We start from the raw sequence: 17985 nt of genomic DNA on the forward strand, positions 1-17985 counted from the left end.
CCTAAATGTCACTCGATCCGACAAACGAAGAGAAAGAAATCCAGGACATTGTCCATGAACTTTCTAAAGACATAGAAAAGGATCGATTGTTTGCAAAAAAACTCCGTCGTTTTGCCTTTATCTCTGCCTTATCCTTTGTTGGTCTTACCGTTTTTGTTTTACTCAGTTATCTGCTCTACCTGAGCCTCAGTGTGACTAAACTCGAATCCGAAGTAAAAGAAAAAGATCGAAGTTTAAGAGAATTGGAACAGTCTCTTTTTTCTTTGATGTACCAAGAACAACTGAGAGAAGAGAATGCTCTAGCAGGGGACACCGAACCCGATACAGAACTTGCCAAACAAGTAGAAGAAAATATCGATTTTTTAAAGGAAGTGAGTCAAAATACCAAAGGTCGTAACATCTTACGTGGGAATGAATCTCAAAAGGAAATTGCTCTAACCTTTGATTTGGCAACTGGCGAAGAACTTCCCGTACTCTATAATTACATTAAAGAACATAAAATCAAAGTAACTTTGTTTTTATCCAATGAAAGACCATCCGATATCAATGGTTCTTTTTTTGTCAGACAAAACTTAGATTATATCAAACGGATGGCAAAAACAGGTGCTGTCGAATTTGGGAATCATACTTGGTCCCATTTTAACTACCAACGTTCTGTAACCGAAACATCCTTAAAAAAAAGAATGGTACTCGAATACTTATCTAAGTCAGTACTCGACCTTCCTCGTATGGCTGAGGAACTCAAACGAGTAGAAGATACCTTTTATTCTCTCACCAAACAAGAGTTAAAAAAATATTACCGTCTCCCTTATGGAGCACTTAGCCAATTGATTTTAGATGCCCATGCAAGTCTTGGTTATACAGATCATATCATGTGGTCAAATAATGCCAAAGGTTCTCTAGACTTACCAGATTATATCAGCAAACAATTCCTATATAAAAAAACTTCCAAAGGCAAAAAGGAAGTCGTAAAAAACCCACATTACAAAACAGGAGAGGAAACTCTTACGTTTTTAGACAATTGGGAAAAAGCGGATCCTAATGGAATGAATGGTGCCATCATCCTCATGCACCTTGGTGGTCCTCGTAAATTTGATAAATTGATTTATATCCTTCCCACTTTCATCGAAAGAATGAAAGAAAAGGGTTACAGATTTGTAACCCTTTCTGAAGTTCTAAACGATAAAAAAGACTAACAAACAAAATTTAATTTTGTACGATTTCCTTGGGACCGTGGGTTCTCATTTTATTCTATCTTCGATCAAACAAATTGTTTTTTTCGATTTTGATACTTTCTAACGACACTGTCTTTAAATGTATAAAGGTTTAAGTAAAAAACAGGAACCATAATCAATGTAATGAATGTGGCGAAAGCAAGTCCCCAACCAAATGCAAGAGCCATTGGAACAAGGAAAGGGTCCTTGCCTCCAATCCCATACGCAGTTGGTAAAAGACCAAGTACTGTTGTAACAGTTGTCAACATCACAGCACGTAGGCGGATACTCCCTGCTTCCACTAACAAATCAAAGGTGGATTTTGATGGGTCTTCAATGCGTAATTGGTTGGCACAGTCTACAAGTACAATGGAGTCGTTTACGACCACCCCCGCAAGTCCAATGATTCCGAGGAATGCCAAAAAAGAAAATGGTTGCCCATGAAGTAAAAAAGCAAAGATTACACCAATCACAGCAAATGGAATGGCACTCATCACAATGAGAGGTTGGGCTAAGGAGCGGAAGAGGGAGGCAAGGATCATATAAATGATGAGTAGTCCCACAAGGAAAGCTCGCCCAAGGGAAGCCATAGATTCTTCTGTGTCTTTATTTTCTCCAGAAAACCGAACCGAATACCCAGGATATTTTGCAATGATGCCTTCTGTGAGTTGCTTCGCTTCCAAATTGACTTGTCTAGAAGTGGAAACGGTTTCATCAATATTTGAGGTAACAGTGAGAAGTCTTTTCCCATCCAAATGGTTAATTGATGCACGCCCTGGGTTCCGATCATAACTTGTTAATCGCGAAACCGGTATTAGGTTTCCTGTGAGGTTGTTGACATACACTTTATTCAAATGTGTTAGGGATGATCTGTATTCCTCAGGGAAACGAACACGTACATCTACTTCTTCATCCGCACGTTTGATTTTGGTGGAAACAGTACCTTGTAAAGCTGTGTTGATTGCAAGGGAAACCGACTGAACACTCACTCCAGCAAACGATGCTAGTGATTCGTCTACAGATACACGGATTTCGTCTTTTCCTTCATTAAAATCGTCACCGATATCAGTAACACCTTTTATTTTTGCTAAAGCGGCTTTGTATTCGGCACCTATTTTGAGTAAGGTGGCAAAGTCGTCTCCTTTGATCTCAATGGCAACTGGTTTTCCTACTGGTGGCCCACCTGCTAATTTTTCAAATTCCAAGTTAATTAATTTGCCTTTTAACGGCAAAAACTCATTTGGAATGGCATCAATTTGGACTTTATCCTCTTGTTTTTTATCTATACTTTCTTTCGCTAGTTTTTCTTCGAGTAAGGCAAGTGCCTTATCATTTAAAAGATACTTTGTGTTTTCTCTCACAACTTCGATGATTTTTTCTGTAGAACGATCCCTGTTGTCATCAGGTGTTAGATACACCATAACTTGGGCATAGTTTTTTCCACGTTTTGTAAAAGGATCATTCGGATCTTTTTGAATGATCCCCACACGTGAGATAAAGTTCTCCACTTCACCTTCAGGAAGTTTAGCGATACTATGTTCAATGGCACGAATGAAACGATCAGTTTCTTCCAGTTTTAATCCTGTTTCCGCAGTGACTCTCACTTGGAATGTTTCAATGGCACCTGGGAAAAGTTTAAACTTTCCAAATTTGGTTTGGATCGCCAATGAAAATACAAATAAACCCAATAATAAACCTACCATTTTCCAACGGTTACTCAATGCAAAACGTAAGAGAGGAAGGTAAGTTTTTTCCTTAAATCTTAAGAACCAATGTGATTCTTCTTTTACTTCCCCCTTCATATCACTTGCCTTACTGACATCATACAAGTGAGACGGTAACATAAAAAATGCTTCAAACAGAGAACTACACAAGGAAAGGATCACAACAAGGGGAATGGAATGGATGAATTTACCAAAAATCCCTGTCATAAATAACATGGGTCCAAACGCAGCAATGGTTGTTGTGACCGTTGCTGTTACAGGAGCCAAAACTTCACTTGTCCCACGCATGGCAGCTTCAAAAGGTTCTTCTCCCATTTCTAAATGGCGGTATACGTTTTCGCAAATGATGATGGCATCATCGACTAAAATTCCCACAACAATGATGAGACCCATCATCGATATGAGGTTTAAAGTAAGTCCCATATAATTCATGGCAACAAAGGTCATGGCAATGGAGATGGGAATTCCAAGTGCCGTCATAAGTGCCATTCTCCATCCGAGGAAAACAAAGAGGGATGCAGTCACTAAAAATAAACCAGAAACTGCATTGGAAGTTAAAACACCGAGTCTTCTTCTGATATATTTTGATAAATCATTTACAAACGCGTGTTTGATTGTGCCATTCGAGGAGTTAATAAAAGTTTCGACTACTTTTTTGGAATCATCAACAACTGTAATGGCATCTGCTTTTTCGCGTTTGATAACGGTAAGTGCAATGGCAATATTACCATTTGATTTATCTAGATACTCTGAATCTTCAAATCCTTCTGTGACTCGGGCTACATCTCGAATCCGAACGGATCTACCTGCATCATTGGTTCTGATAAAGACGTTTTCGATTTCCTCGGCAGTATCAAACTCACCAACAGTTCGTACAATGATTTCCCTTGTTTTTTCATTGATGTTTCCACCTGGAAAGTTGATGTTTCTCTGGCGTAGGGCACTGATCACTTGGGTGGAAGAGAGAGAGAATGCTCTCAATTTATCAGGATCTAAGTCCACCTTCATCTCTCGTTCACGCCAACCTCGTTTGGTGATCCTCGCAACAGAAGGGAGGTCTTTTAGTTTTTCTTCTAAAATTTTTGCTTGGTCTCTGAGTTCTTTTGCACTGAGGATTGGTTTCCCGTCTTTTAGAGTCGAAGAGAGGTGGATTTCGATAACAGGTTGCCTTGCTGTTGTAATCTCTGTTACAATTGGATCTTCCACTTCCGTCGGTAAATCTTGGATCCTATCAATTGCTGATTTTAAATCATCTACCACTTTCTGAGTGTTTTTTGTATTTGGATCAATTGTAATGATGATTCCAGAACGATTTTCTAACGAAGCCGAACGAAATTCTTTGATTCCATCTACTTCTTTAATCGCATCTTCTAAAGGTTTGGTGACAAGTTTTTCTACATCGGCTGGAGCCGCACCAGGATAGATTGTCGTTACACTCACAATATCAAAATTGATATTGGGAAATGCTTCTCTGTTCATTGTAGCAGCGGTGAATCCACCAACTAATATGATTAAAAAAGTTAATAGGTTTACGAATAAACTTTTGGAAAGAAAATACTGTACGATGGATGAACCCATGGAATCTCCTGTAAGAGTGAACCTATAAAAATCAAAATGGAAATTATTTTAATCTAACAATTTGCCTGCGGTATCAATGTCTTCGTTATAACCAAACAGTTTTGTGCTTTTTAAACGATCTACATACAATACTCCAAATAAATGATCACATTCATGTTGTAATACGATGGCTCTATATCCTTCGATGATTTCGTCGTGTTCTTCGAAATTTTCATCGCGCCATTTCATTCGGATTTTGTTAGGTCGTTCTACATAACCACGCATTCCAGGTACCGATAAACACCCCTCCCAGAATCCATCAGCAGGAGGACTTAAGGGTGTGATTTCCGGATTTAAGATGATTTGGTTCGGAACTTCTGGGGTTCCAGGGTATCGTTCATTGTCATCTTCTTGCCCAACGACCACTAATTTTTTTAAAACTCCAATTTGTGGGGCAGCAAGTCCCACACCATCGGCATGGCGCATGGTTTCAAACATATCGCGTATCAATTTTTTGAAATCCTTGGTTTGGATTTCGGATTCGGTCACATCTTCACTTGTTTGCCTAAGGATCGGATTACCAATTTTAAGAATTTTTCGTACTGCCATAATCTAATATGGAATAGATTGAAAAAGGTCACTGAATGATCAAGTGAACTCCTAATCGATTGAAAAAGAATTTGACAGGCTGGGCTTAAAACGCTGAAATCTCGTGAGGGATTTTGGAGACGAGGGGAATCGAACCCCCGACCTTTTGAATGCCATTCAAACGCTCTCCCAACTGAGCTACGTCCCCTTGTGCTTTTCCAAGGTGCGAGACCGCGTTTGTCTGTCAACAGAATCCCAAAATGGCTAAGGAACCAAAGACTTTATGGGACAAGATACGGTAGAAGAACTCACTAAAAAATTGAAAATCCAATCGGATATCATTAAAGGTTATGAAAAAGTTCTTAGGCTCAATGAACAAGAATTAGCAAACGCAGACGAGATCATTCGTATGTATGAACAAATCATTGATTACTCTCGTGTTGAATTAAGAGAAGCCAAAGAAACTGTACAAGCAAGTACGATGGTATCCAATTTAAGTCGTGATGAATTAATGTCTGCATTTGATAAAATCAAATCTCTCGAAGATGCAAATCGTAAACTCAGAGAAGAATCTTTAAAGTTTAGCAAAGATTAGAACATTGAAACCTCACTCCCTTCCGCCGATTATCTTAAAAAACGAAGATGGCGGATTTTATCTTTCTTCCTCAAACGAACTAGATGATTTATACCATTTTATCTTAGGGCAAGCAAAACGATTTGTTTCTGCTAAATCAGCAGCTTTGTACCTTCGGAATGGGAAAGGGAATTTAAGTAAAATTGGACTCGTCACAGACAAAACAAATGCTGGGAACATCGCAAAACATGTGTTTAAGTCTAAGAAGAGTATTCTAGTCAAAAAAGGTACTCAATTAAATGTTAATGATGCACCTGTTTCCGAATCATATATAGCTTGTTATTTGGGAGACGAAATAGGGGATATGTCCCTCGGTGTTTTGGTTTTGGAAGGAATCAAACATTTTCAAAATTTTTCAGAACAAGATTTAGATCTAATCAATTATTTTAGTGCCAACTTAAATGCTTTATTTAAAGACACTGTTTTTTCGGATGTCGAACCTCAATTTTTTAACTCTCTGACTACATCAGTTCTACTTCTGATTGATAACGCAAATATCCATAACAATAATAATCGTCTCCAATACTTTTTGGAGGAAATCATTCGGGTAGCGGTCCTCATCAATACGAGTGTTGATTTGGAACATGTGCTTGTCATGGTAATGGAATCTGCAAAATCCGTGTTTCGGACGGAAGCAAGTTCCTTACTTTTATTAGATGAAAAAAAAGAGTTCCTATTGTTCCATACAGTAACAGGTGAAAAAAGAGAAGAGGTCTCCAAAATCAAAGTCCCTGTAGGACAGGGGATTGCAGGCACTGTAGCAGTGACCAAACAACCCATGATCATCAATGATGCACAAAATGATGACAGGGTCTTTCGAGATGTGGACAAAGCATCCAATTTTGTGACTCGGAATATTTTGGCAAGTCCCCTTATAGTGGGAGATGAGGTCATAGGTGTGATCGAAGCAATTAATACCATTGATCGGAATAACTTTAGCCAAGATGATATTGATACATTTTTGTCTTTTTCCAGTGCTTGTGCAGTGGCGATCCAAAAAACAAGGCTACTTGACAACCTAAATGTCACAAACTTAGAACTCAAACAAAAGTTAAGTACTCTTGAATCTATCTTTGATTTAGGCCAGGCTGTACTGGAATCTCATGATGAATTGGGCCTCATGTCAAAAACACTTAGCATTCTTACGAAGGAATTGACATGTGAAGATGCAGGAATGGTCATCATTGAGGAAAAAAACAAAAATAGAATCCAAGTGTATGCAAGGCAGTTAGGGATTGTAAGAGAATCTTTTTTTCCCATGTTCGAAAGTCGTTTGTTTTTAAGCCTTATGGAATCTGGGAATCCTAGAATGGCAGTCGTCACTCCCCAATTGGAAGAATCCTTTTTGGAATTGGAGTTTTATACACTTAAAAAAAATTTTCTCATTTTACCCATTTCACCGAGGGGAGGGAATTTACGGGCTGCCTTGTATGTAAGTGGAAAACATTCTGCCCATTCCTTTAATGAGACAGACCTTCGGATGTTAAAAACATTATCCTCGCCTCTAGCCAAAGCTTATGAAAATTTACGGCTCAACCAAGAAATCATTACCAAAAAATCGATCGAAAAAGAAATCGAAATCACAAGAAAAATCCAAAACAATATTTTACCCAATGCTCTTATCCAATCTCCATTATTTGACCTAGGAGTAAAGTCAGTTGCCGCCAAAGAAGTGTCAGGTGACTTTTATGATTTCCATGCATTTGGGGATGAACAGTTTTCCTTTCTTGTGGCCGATGTTTCTGGTAAAAGTTTACCTGCAGCCATTTTTATGGCGATGTCCAGTTCGATTATCCGAACACTTTCCAGGACAACGGATATGTCCCCATCGGAACTTCTCTACCGTGCCAACCAATTGATTTATGAAGATTCGCAGTCGGGGATGTTTGTTACTTTATTTCTCGTTAATTACCAAAGGAAAACTCGCACTTTAAAATTTGCATCAGCAGGTCATAATGACCAAATTTGGATCCGAAAGGATGGGAGTTTTGAACTCCTTAAAGGAAAGGGGGCTCCGCTCGGAGTGGTCCCTCATACTAATTACCATGGTGGTGAGATCCAATTGGAACCAGGTGATATTTTGGTTTTTTATACAGATGGAGCCATTGAGGAAAAAAGTCCAGATGGGGAAGAATATGGCCTCGACCGCTTCATTGATTATATCATTGAACGAAGGCATGAATCTTCTCAAAAGATTATCGAATCCGTTTATGATGACATTCGTTCTTTTTCGAAGGCGGAAGAACAATACGATGACTTTACCGTTATGATTTTAAAATTTGCGGAGGTGGAAAGTTTTGAAATGGTAAAAACCTTTGATGCGCATCCAAATGAAATCCCAAAACTCCGTGATTTTATTTCTGAACATTTAGAGAAGAAAATTACAAAACCTTTTGCCTTCGACGACATCTTAATATCTTTGGATGAAGCAGCTACCAATATTGTGATGCATAGTTACAAAGATACAAATCTGCAGAATCCAAAGTTCGAATGTAAATTTGAACTCATTGGAGATAAGTTAAAAATTGTTCTCGTAGACGAAGGGAAACCTTTCGACAGGAAAAAAGTTCCGAAACCTTCCGTGGAAGCCAATTTGAAAGGTGAACGAAAGGGGGGATTCGGTGTTTATCTCATGGAAACCCTCATGGACAAAGTATCGTATGAATACAATGGGAAACAAAACATTACCTATTTGGAGAAAACAATCGTATGAACGAAGATAAAATTGGAATCCATTCGGAAGAAATGGGAAACAAGATGGTTGTACACGTCCAAGGCAATTTGGATGTTCACAATACACATAAAATTGAAAAAGATTTACTCTCTCTCGTCAGTTCTTCGGGAAAGTCTGTTATTTTTAATTTGAGCGAAGTTCCTTTTATTTCTTCAGCTGGACTTCGCCTCCTTGTCACAACACTTAGGCATTGCCAAGAACAGAAAATCAGCATTTCCATCTGTGGATTACAACCTGCAGTTGAGAAAGTCTTTGATATCATCGGGATGCAGCAGTTATTCACAATTTATCCTGATTTAGAAGCAGCTTTAAAGTAAAAATCACTTTTCTAAGTGGTCCTAAACAAAACATTGGAAAAAAACTTATGGAAACCATGCAGTATTCCCTAAACAACCCGTTCAAAGAATCCAAGGCTCCGGAGACAAAAACCGGAATATATGATGATGCACTCAAACTCGGAAAGGAATTAATCGAAAAGCCGTTTCTTGGTGGTGGTGAAGACAGAATTCGTGTCCAACACTCCAAAAGTAGGATGACGGTTTGGGAACGTATCAAAGTTCTCACAGATGAAGAACCGAACATCACATACCAAAACTGGGGCCCTAATTTAGATGGAGCTTCCATCGTCACAGGAATTTTAAACATCAAGGGTCGCGATGTAGCGGTCTATGGGCATGATTTTACACTCCGAGCCGGTTCCATGGATGCAACGAACGGTAGTAAACTCGCTCGCCTCATCCAAATGGCTGGAACTCATGGAATCCCACTCATCGGGATGAATGACTCTGCAGGTGCGTATGTGCCAGCGGGTGTGGGTGGTCTCGACGGATACTCCGAAGCATTCACCGCGCTTCGTAAAATCAGTGGTGTAGTTCCTTCTGTTATGCTGATGTTTGGTTTTAACGCTGGTGGTGGTGCTTACCTCCCACGCCAAGGATCCTTTATGATCCAATGTGATGGTACTTTTTTTGGTCTGACTGGACCTGGTGTTGTGAAGTCAGTCCTTGGAGAAGATATTTCTGCAGAAGACTTAGGGGGACCAAAAGTACACGGGCAATCTGGTGTGGTTGACCTTGTCACTGGTGATGAGTTAGGTTCTCTACGCACAGCCATCCGTCTTCTTTCTTACTTGCCAGACAATAACCATAGTTTTGCGCCATTTTATCCAACGTCTGACCCTGTAGACAGATTCATCTACGAAGAGGACATCCTTTTCCGTAAAACATTCAATTCTCCAACAGGAATGAACACTCCTTTTGACATCACTTTGTACTTACAACAGATCTGTGATCATGGTGAGTTCTTTGAATTACAACCACAAAGAGCAAGAAACATCGTCACTGCTTTTGGTCGAATTGGTGGTCACGTAGTTGGTTTTCTTGCCAATAACTCTGCTGTTTCTTCTGGTCAGATTGACATTGGAGCTTCTCGTAAAGGAACTCGTTTTGTTCGATTCTGTAACTTGTACAATATCCCAATGGTGTTTGTAGAAGACACAACTGGATTTTTACCAGGTCGCGACCAAGAACATAATGGTATCGTTCTCGAAGGAAGAAAACTCCTCGATTCCATCATTGACCTTCGTACACCAAGACTCACACTCATCATTCGTAATGCGTTTGGTGGTGCATATGCTACATTTAACTCCTATTTTACGGGAGCATCGATGGTATTTGCTCTCCCTACTGCAAGGATTGCCGTAATGGGTCCTGCTGGAAAAGAGTATGTATACAAAGATGAAATCACTGGGGTTCAAAAAGAATACCTTGCCAACGTAAAAAAGGGAATGAGTGAAAAAGAAGCAATTTCCATTCGCGATGGAAAACTTTTTGAAATTGGCCAACGATACGAAAAAGAACTCATGAATCCAAAAGAAGCACTTTCTCTTGGTTCTGTTTCTTCTATCATCCTTCCAGGTTACACTCGTAATGTTTTATCAAAAAACTTAAGTTTCCTGATGTCGAAATACAAACCGGCGGAAATGTCCGGACCTCAAAGGGAGTTTGAATAATTTCCATGTTAGATAAGAATTTAAAACGCATTCAGTTCCAAGAATCAGAGTCCGCATGGATTCGTTCCTTCAGTGTGGAATCGATCAAATGCCTCATCGTTTGCCGTGGTCCTGTTCGTAAGGAAACGATGGATGTATTTGATGCCATTGGTGTGAAAGAATATGGAATTTTACTTTCTGAAAAAGATTCCATCGTGTATCCAAAGGCACTTGCTCCAGAACTTCGTAACTTCCGTTTCCCTGAAAACATCCACCGTGTTCCTGATTATATGGGAGCAGGTAAGGAAGAAAAAGAAGAACGTATCCACCAAATCATTGGAATCGCAAAAGACAATGGATACACACATATCTTTGCTGGTTACGGATTTATGGCAGAAGATGCTGAGTTCATTGAAGCCATTGAAAAAGCAGGCATCATCTTTATGGGACCAAGTTCCCATGTCGCAAAAGGTGCAGGGGCAAAAGACGAAGCAAAAAAACTCGCACGTAGCCTCAATGTGTCCGTAACACCTGGTGTGGACAATATCACAGCCCTCGCGTTACTTCGTAAAACTGGGAATTCCAAAGATGGTCTCCTGAAAGTTGCGAAAGAAAATAATCTAAACTTCTCCTTTGATGAGAAAAAATCTTTGGAAGACAACGCGGAAGATTTACTCCAACTATCTTACGAAAAAACCATTGATATCACTTCCATCCCTGACCTTCAAAAAGAATCAGAAATTCTATGTGAAGACATTTGGAAAAAATACCCAGGCAAACGTATCCGATTCAAATACATCGGTGGTGGTGGTGGAAAAGGCCAACGAGTGATTTCTCAGAAATCCGAAATTGAATCTGCTGTGATGGAAATCTTAGCGGAGTCAAAAGTGACTGCTGTTGGTTCCAACCGAAACTTCCTCATTGAGTTAAACATCGAAAACACTCGTCACAATGAAATCCAGCTCATTGGTAACGGAGAATGGTCCTTGTCTCTCGGGGGACGTGATTGTTCCCTTCAGATGCACGAACAAAAACTCCTAGAGATTTCGCAAACTGTGGAACTTTTACAAAAAGAAGCAGAACTTGTTCGTTCTTCCAATCCAAAAAAAGCAAGCATTCTCGACAAAGATGTGCAAACACTCAAAGATATGGAACACCAAGCAGAAGTGTTTGGAAAGGCAATTCGCCTAAACTCAGTATCTACATTTGAATGTATCGTAGAAGGGAATAGTTTTTTCTTTATGGAAGTAAACACTCGGATCCAGGTGGAACACCGTGTGACTGAGATGGTTTACAAGATGAAGTTTACCAATCCGAACGATCCAAATGACTTCTTCTACATTGATTCCCTAGTGGAAGCGATGGCCGTACTTTCCATCCACGGACCACGAGTTCCAAAACCAGAGCGAATTGTTCGCAATGTTTCTGGGGCAGAAGTTCGTATCAATGCAACTAACCGTGCCTTACAACCTCACGCAGGTGGAATCATCCAAAACTGGTCAAATCCACTTCCAGAAGAGATTCGAGATGACCAAGGGATTTGTACTCGTAACCCTGATACAGGTGCCTTTGTACATTACAACTTGGCTGGTGCCTACGACTCTAACGTAGCTCTCATCGTTTCGTATGGAACGAGTCGTTCCGAAAACTTAGAAGTTTTAGGAAATATCCTTCGCAAAACGGAACTTAGAGGCCAAAACCTTGAAACCAACTTACTTGTCCACTATGGTCTCATCCAATGGATTTTAGGTAAGGATGCGATGTTCAAACCATCCACTGCTTTTATGATCTCCTACTTAGCAGGGATTGGTGCGTTACAATCTATCATCAATGATTTGGATTTGGAATACCTTTGGTCAGAAAAAACGAAAGCCGCTGATGCTGACTTAAAAAAAGTTCTTAGCAAAAAGATGACACTAGTGATCCGACCAATGGAACGACTCCTTGCAAACCCACATTTACTTGGTGGATTTTTAGGATACTTTGATGGAAAACTATGGTCACGCACTGGAAACCAAGTTTCCTTCAATGAAAACCCAATCCAATTCTTAGATTCATTGTATTACTACTTAAATCTAGATGCGACCGAACAAAAAGCAAGTTCAGAAAAAATTTGGGACCATGACGCGAAGTTACTCATGGAAGCAAAAGAGTTTTATTCTGAATTCTCTAAACGCACTGGTCTCAAAAGTTGGAAAGAAATCGTTGATGTGTTTGCGAAAGGGAAAAACCCATCCAAAGAAATTTCAGAGGAACTTTGGGAAAAAGTAAAAGCAAGTCATAACGGTTTCCAAGCGGGACTCGAAACGTTACTCCTACTTCCAAAAATCGGAATCAAATCGAATTTTTTTGGTTTGGATGTGAATGCGGATTTGGATGGAGTGGTTCCTGATGAATTCAAAAACAAAGAAACACGCGATGCGTTTATCAAAACACTAAACCCTCCACCTAAGATGTCTGGTGATGAAATTGTAGCGCCTATGGGTGGAATGTTCTATTCCAAAGAAGCTCCAAACCTTCCACCTCTCATCAATGAGGGAGACCATTTCCAAGCAGGACAACCTCTCTTTATCATTGAAGTGATGAAGATGTTTAATAAAATCCTAGCACCAGTGAGTGGGACTATGGTGAAAAATTTAATGGTGGATTCTGATGGAAAGATTGTGACAAAAGCACAACCCATCTTCAAAATCAAACCAGATGAAATTTTGAAGGAAGAATCGCCTGAAGAAATTCGAGCAAGAAAAGTTAAGGTAACAAAGGAATTGGGGCTCGGTTGATTTAACCGTAGCCTACAATGGTTTTGTGAATTTCACTTAATGGGAGGATGTGGTCCACACATCCTCTTTTAATTGCCTCTTTAGGCATCCCAAAAACCACAGATGTCTCTTCGTTCTGTGCAATTGTTTCCGCTCCAGCCTCTTTCATTTCCATAAGACCCGATGCCCCGTCGTCACCCATTCCTGTCATGATGATGCCCCTTGCATTTTTCCCTGCAGATTTGGCCACTGAACGAAATAAAACATCTACGGAAGGTTTGTGTCGGTTGACAAGAGGTCCATCCACCACTTCTACAAAGTACTGAGCTCCAGAACGTTTGAGTGTCATATGTTTGTTCCCTGGAGCAATGAGGGCAAGTCCCTTGACCACTCGATCACCATGGTTTGCTTCTCTGACGGCGATTTCACAGATGGAATCCAATCGTTTGGCAAAGGCTTCTGTAAACTTTTCTGGCATATGTTGGACAATCACAATTCCCGGTGTTTTGTCTTTTGGAAGTTTGGTTAACACGTGTTCTAGTGCGATGGTGCCACCAGTTGAAGTGCCAATCGCCACAATTTTTTCAGTGGCTTGTAAGGATGAGAGTTCTTGTTTTTTATCCAATTGGATTTTGAATTCATTCGATTGGCTTGGTTTTGGTAAATGTTTGATGGTGGCAGAGGCAGCAGCAATCACTGCATCCGTTAGGGCAATTGTACTTTCGTTTAAAAAGTCTTTGAGTCCAATTTTTGGTTTTGTGATGATATCACAAGCACCTAAGTTCATCGCGAGAATAGCAGTTTCCGAACCTTCTGTTGTTAATGTAGAACAAATGACTACAGGTGTTGGCCTTTCTGTCATAATTTTTTTAAGAAAAGATAAACCATCCATTCTTGGCATCTCAATATCGAGAACTATAACGTCAGGCCAATCATTATTCATTTTGTCTAAAGCAAAGATAGGGTCAGAGGCACTTCCTAAAAATTGGAATTGAGAATCTTCTTTGAAAATTTCAGTTAACACTTGTCTTACGACAGCAGAGTCGTCGATCACAAACACTTTGATCTTTTTCATCATTATTTTTTTTCCACCCAAACTTCGCCGTCCCAAATCGAAAAATAAATTTTTCTCGATTGGTTTCCACCGATATCTTCTGAGATTATCTTAATTTCGTTTTCTAATAGAATTTTTTTCGCAAATTCTGCATTCCTCGTTCCAATTAAATTGGTAACATCATTGCGAAAAATTTCTCTTTCTTCACCTAGAAACATATTTGAACCACCAAATATTTTGGCTGAATACTGATTTGGTTTTGTGTGTTTTCTTTTGATCTCAGATAAAAAATACTGGAAAGCATCTATTCCGTATTTGTAAGTTTTTTCCAATTTGATGTCAGCAGGGTAGGGTAGTAAAAAATGGCACATACCTCCTATATGAAGTGTAGGATGCCATAATACGATAGAGACACAGGAACCAAGAAGTGTACGAACACGATAGTGGCTATCTCCGAAGAAAATTTCTCCAGGATTTAGAAACCGGTCTTTAACTTCAACAGGAGGTTCCATTTAACTCACTTGTGATGATGTTTCTTGGATGGTTTGGATTTCAGTTAAATCGAGGATTTGGTTAACTTTTAAAATGATCACAAACTGATTTTCTAATTTTCCAATTCCTTGAATAAAATCTAAACGAATTTTAGAACCAAAACTGGGAGCATCTTCGATTTGGTTTTCGGGAATGTCTACCACTTCATTGACTTCATCTACGAGTAGGCCCACATCAATGGTTTCTTTTTCCAATTTGATTTCAGTGATGATGATACAGGTTTTCCGATTGGTTTCCGTTTTCTTTTTATAAAACCGGGTGTTTAAATCAATCACGGGAACTACATTGCCTCGTAAATTGATCACCCCTGGGATGTATTCAGGCATCATGGGTACATGAGTCACCGAATCAAATTCGATGATTTCCTTTATGTACAAAATTCCTAAACCAAATAATTCATTGGAGAGTAAAAAGGTTAGGTATTGAATTTCCTGCATTTTGTTTCCCTCCCTCAATATTTTTGGAATTTATCATGATCATGGGAAGTATCAACTTTACTGTTTCCAATCTCTTTTTTACCAGTAGGTTGTTTTGAGAGAGAAAGCCTGCTAGATTTGTTCTCCACTTGGCTTGTGACAGTTGATAGTTTTCCTAATTTAAAAAAACTAATCGAAGACATGAGCCTTTCCGATTGGGCTTGTAACTCTTCTGCAATTGCCGCAAGTTCTTCCGAAGCACTTGCGGATTGTTGTGATACTTGGTCAAGTTGGCCCATTGCTTTGTTCACTTCGTTGACACCAGATGACTGTTCTTGGCTTGCTGCTGTGATTTCTTGCACAAGGTCAGCGGTTTTGTTGATCGCAGGGACAATTTCTTCGATCAACTTCCCTGCTGATTCTGCAATTTGAACGGAACTTCCAGCAAGGGTACCAATTTCATTTGCTGATTTTTGTGAACGTTCAGCAAGTTTTCTCACTTCGGAGGCAACTACAGCAAAACCTTTTCCATGTTCTCCAGCCCTTGCGGCTTCAATTGCGGCATTTAACGCGAGTAAGTTTGTTTGGTAGGCAATGTCTTCAATGATGGAAATTTTATCAGCAATTTCTTTCATAGCTTTGACTGTGTTTTTAACAGCTTCACCACCTTGTTTTGCATCTTTAGCAGACTTGGTTGCAATTGTGTCTGTTTGTTTTGCATTCTCTGCATTTTGGTCAATGGATGCTCCCATCTCTTCTAGAGAGGCAGAAGTTTCTTCGACTGATGCTGCTTGTTCACTTGCACCTTGTGATAACGTGCTTGCTGTGGATGCAACTTCATCAGCAGCCGATACAAGTGCATCGGTGTTGGTTCTAACATCATTGATGATTTCTACGAGTTTTTTGGCCGTATTATTGAAGGAATCTCTTAGTTTTGCAAATCCACCTTCATAATGGCTTGTGATCAGTTGAGTTAAATCTCCGTTTTCAAGTGCTGCAAGTCCAACCACTAAATCATCAACGATCCTTGCTGTTTCGATTGCTAATTTTTTTTGTTCCGTGATGTCGGTTGCAAATTTGATGACTTTGTAAGGTTTGCCATTCAAATCCAAAATAGGGTTATAAGTTGCCTGTAACCAAACTTCTTTTCCACCTTTCCCAATCCGTTTGTATTCTGCGGTTTGGAATTCCCCACGTGCTAAGGACGCCCAAAAATGTTTGTATTCCTCTGAATTCACATAACTTGGTTCCACAAAAATTCGATGGTGTTTCCCTTGTATTTCTGCCAAGGAATAACTCATCGTATTTAGAAAGATTTCATTCGCGGTCAAAATGGTACCGTCGACTAAAAATTCAATGGTAGCTTGTGCTCGATTGATGGCTTCAATTTGGCTCGTAAATTCTTGCGTACGTTTTTTATTTTCAGTGATATCAGTTGCAAACTTAATTACCTTTGTGGCCACTCCATTCGCATCGAGAATTGGAGTGTAAGTTGCTTGTAACCAAACTTCTTTTCCATTTTTTCCAATCCGTTTGTATTCAGCAGTTTGGAACTCTCCTCGGTTTAAGGCAGCCCAAAATTGTTTGTATGCTTCAGAAGTATATTCCTTAGATTCTACAAACATTCTATGGTGTTGGCCTTTGATCTCAGGCAAATTGTACCCCATTAAGTTTAAAAAGTTTTCATTCGCAGTTAAGATCGTTCCATCCATTTGGAATTCGATAGTTGCCTGAGACCTGTCTACCGCTCTCGATTGTGCATTTGTTTCTGTTACGTCTGCCCATTCAACAACACTGCCTAATCTCTCTCCTGTTTCCGTAAGAATTGGGTTGGCAATCAAGTTGAATTCTCGGTTCCCTATTTTAATACTAGTTCTATGTTCTGAAGTAAAAGAAGAAAGTAACTTTCTTTGGTGGCTTGGGTCCTTATGGTATCCATCTATGTTACTTCCCATAAGATTTTTAAGTGAAAAGTTTCGGATTTGTTTTTGAATCTCTGATTCTGAATTCGAAAACATTTTTTGAATCGATTTGTTCATATAAACAACATCTAAATTCAAGTCAGCAATCATCACATTCGTAGAAACAGAATCAAGAGCCGTTTTAATTTGTGTTGATTCTTTGAATGGTTTGGTGATTTGTTTGATCAGTAAAAGTAATAAAATAAAAGATATAACAAGAAACACAATACTTGCGGATGGAATCGAGTAGTCTTGTTTTGATTGGTTCGATAAAGTTGCATTTACTTCTTTTAAATTTGATTCAAAAAAGAATTTTTGTAACTCTTGTAAACTATTTGAATAATTTTTCCACTTACTAGAGAGTTCTGGATTTAAAATGTCTTTTTGTTTTTTGTTGGATTGTCCTTCCAGTTGGTTTAAACTATAACGGACGGATTCCGTATAAACGTTTTTCTCATTAACCGTAGATTGGAATTTTTTCGTTTCCTCTTCATTTGTGAAAAGTTTGGATGCTAATTCGTATGTTTTGTCTAATTTTTCAATGTCATATTTAATTTTGGCAATTTGTGATTCCTGTGGTTCTGATGACAGAATTAGATTTGTAACTTCTTCCTGAATGGACAAACTCAGTTGGATTAAATGAGTAATAGAGTCCGATTTTTGGATTTTTTCTTCTGTATTGATACGCGGAGTATCTTGTTTGGAGAACAATTTAAATTGGTACAAATTGATCCAGATGGTAAACAAGAATCCGATTAAAAAATAACCGACTAACTTTGTGTTTGTGCTAATTGACTTCATT

Annotated in this window: 12 protein-coding genes and 1 tRNA gene; 6 read left to right on the forward strand and 7 right to left on the reverse strand. The window is 39.1% G+C overall.

Translation table 11 applies throughout. The features are described from left to right. Window positions 1–5: 5 nt before the first annotated feature. Window positions 6–1196, forward strand: a complete 1191-nt coding sequence (locus tag ND812_RS10305; protein ID WP_265375381.1) for a polysaccharide deacetylase family protein — start codon at window positions 6–8, stop codon at window positions 1194–1196. 65 nt (window positions 1197–1261) lie between these two features. On the opposite strand, the gene ND812_RS10310 is transcribed toward ND812_RS10305, so the two are convergent. From ND812_RS10310 to ND812_RS10320, 3 genes are all read right to left on the reverse strand, one after another. After that, window positions 1262–4516 carry an efflux RND transporter permease subunit gene (locus ND812_RS10310; RefSeq protein WP_265375382.1) on the reverse strand — a complete coding sequence of 1085 codons (3255 nt, stop codon included), beginning with the start codon at window positions 4514–4516 and terminating at the stop codon, window positions 1262–1264. A gap of 48 nt (window positions 4517–4564) precedes the next feature. Next, on the reverse strand, window positions 4565–5104 hold the full coding sequence (def, locus tag ND812_RS10315; protein ID WP_108958990.1) for a peptide deformylase: 540 nt from the start codon (window positions 5102–5104) through the stop codon (window positions 4565–4567). 114 nt (window positions 5105–5218) lie between these two features. Further along, window positions 5219–5291 (reverse strand) — tRNA-Ala (locus tag ND812_RS10320). A 75-nt stretch (window positions 5292–5366) separates the two neighbouring features. On the opposite strand from ND812_RS10320, the gene ND812_RS10325 reads away from it, so the two are divergent. The 5 genes from ND812_RS10325 to ND812_RS10345 are packed head-to-tail and all read left to right on the forward strand — an operon-like array spanning window position 5367 to window position 13221. Next, window positions 5367–5678 (forward strand): hypothetical protein, encoded by a 312-nt coding sequence (locus tag ND812_RS10325; protein ID WP_012388560.1) that lies wholly within the window; start codon window positions 5367–5369, stop codon window positions 5676–5678. A gap of 4 nt (window positions 5679–5682) precedes the next feature. Then, window positions 5683–8430: a SpoIIE family protein phosphatase gene (locus tag ND812_RS10330; protein WP_265375383.1), complete on the forward strand. Its 2748-nt coding sequence runs from the start codon at window positions 5683–5685 to the stop codon at window positions 8428–8430. Next, window positions 8427–8768, forward strand: a complete 342-nt coding sequence (locus ND812_RS10335; protein ID WP_135688090.1) for an STAS domain-containing protein — start codon at window positions 8427–8429, stop codon at window positions 8766–8768. The genes ND812_RS10330 and ND812_RS10335 overlap by 4 nt, the downstream gene beginning before the upstream one ends. A gap of 47 nt (window positions 8769–8815) precedes the next feature. Then, window positions 8816–10462, forward strand: a complete 1647-nt coding sequence (locus ND812_RS10340; RefSeq protein ID WP_108958993.1) for an acyl-CoA carboxylase subunit beta — start codon at window positions 8816–8818, stop codon at window positions 10460–10462. Between the two features lie 5 nt (window positions 10463–10467). After that, on the forward strand, window positions 10468–13221 hold the full coding sequence (locus tag ND812_RS10345; protein ID WP_265375384.1) for an ATP-binding protein: 2754 nt from the start codon (window positions 10468–10470) through the stop codon (window positions 13219–13221). Between the two features lies 1 nt (window position 13222). Here the strand turns inward: ND812_RS10345 and ND812_RS10350 are convergent, their stop codons facing one another. Genes ND812_RS10350 through ND812_RS10365 form a run of 4 tightly spaced genes read right to left on the reverse strand, consistent with a single transcriptional unit; the run spans window position 13223 to window position 17984 of the window. Then, complete coding sequence (locus ND812_RS10350) at window positions 13223–14275, reverse strand: protein-glutamate methylesterase/protein-glutamine glutaminase (RefSeq protein ID WP_265375385.1); 1053 nt, start codon at window positions 14273–14275, stop codon at window positions 13223–13225. Window positions 14276–14277: 2 nt separating this feature from the next. Next, entirely contained in the window at window positions 14278–14766 is a 489-nt protein-coding gene (locus ND812_RS10355; RefSeq protein WP_265375386.1) for a chemotaxis protein CheD, read from the reverse strand. After that, window positions 14767–15243 carry a chemotaxis protein CheW gene (locus tag ND812_RS10360; RefSeq protein ID WP_265375387.1) on the reverse strand — a complete coding sequence of 159 codons (477 nt, stop codon included), beginning with the start codon at window positions 15241–15243 and terminating at the stop codon, window positions 14767–14769. Between the two features lie 14 nt (window positions 15244–15257). After that, window positions 15258–17984 carry a methyl-accepting chemotaxis protein gene (locus ND812_RS10365; protein ID WP_265375388.1) on the reverse strand — a complete coding sequence of 909 codons (2727 nt, stop codon included), beginning with the start codon at window positions 17982–17984 and terminating at the stop codon, window positions 15258–15260. Between the last annotated feature and the right edge of the window lies 1 nt (window position 17985).

The organism is Leptospira limi, assembly GCF_026151395.1.
GTDB lineage: Bacteria > Spirochaetota > Leptospiria > Leptospirales > Leptospiraceae > Leptospira_A > Leptospira_A limi.

Coding starts and splice junctions, on each gene's coding strand:
- ND812_RS10355 (WP_265375386.1), bottom strand. CDS start 14,766: ATGGAACCTCCTGTTGAAGTTAAAGACCGGTTTCTAAATCCTGGAGAA.
- ND812_RS10350 (WP_265375385.1), bottom strand. CDS start 14,275: ATGAAAAAGATCAAAGTGTTTGTGATCGACGACTCTGCTGTCGTAAGA.
- ND812_RS10310 (WP_265375382.1), bottom strand. CDS start 4,516: ATGGGTTCATCCATCGTACAGTATTTTCTTTCCAAAAGTTTATTCGTA.
- ND812_RS10325 (WP_012388560.1), top strand. CDS start 5,367: ATGGGACAAGATACGGTAGAAGAACTCACTAAAAAATTGAAAATCCAA.
- ND812_RS10365 (WP_265375388.1), bottom strand. CDS start 17,984: ATGAAGTCAATTAGCACAAACACAAAGTTAGTCGGTTATTTTTTAATC.
- ND812_RS10305 (WP_265375381.1), top strand. CDS start 6: ATGTCACTCGATCCGACAAACGAAGAGAAAGAAATCCAGGACATTGTC.
- ND812_RS10345 (WP_265375384.1), top strand. CDS start 10,468: ATGTTAGATAAGAATTTAAAACGCATTCAGTTCCAAGAATCAGAGTCC.
- ND812_RS10335 (WP_135688090.1), top strand. CDS start 8,427: ATGAACGAAGATAAAATTGGAATCCATTCGGAAGAAATGGGAAACAAG.
- ND812_RS10340 (WP_108958993.1), top strand. CDS start 8,816: ATGGAAACCATGCAGTATTCCCTAAACAACCCGTTCAAAGAATCCAAG.
- def (WP_108958990.1), bottom strand. CDS start 5,104: ATGGCAGTACGAAAAATTCTTAAAATTGGTAATCCGATCCTTAGGCAA.
- ND812_RS10360 (WP_265375387.1), bottom strand. CDS start 15,243: ATGCAGGAAATTCAATACCTAACCTTTTTACTCTCCAATGAATTATTT.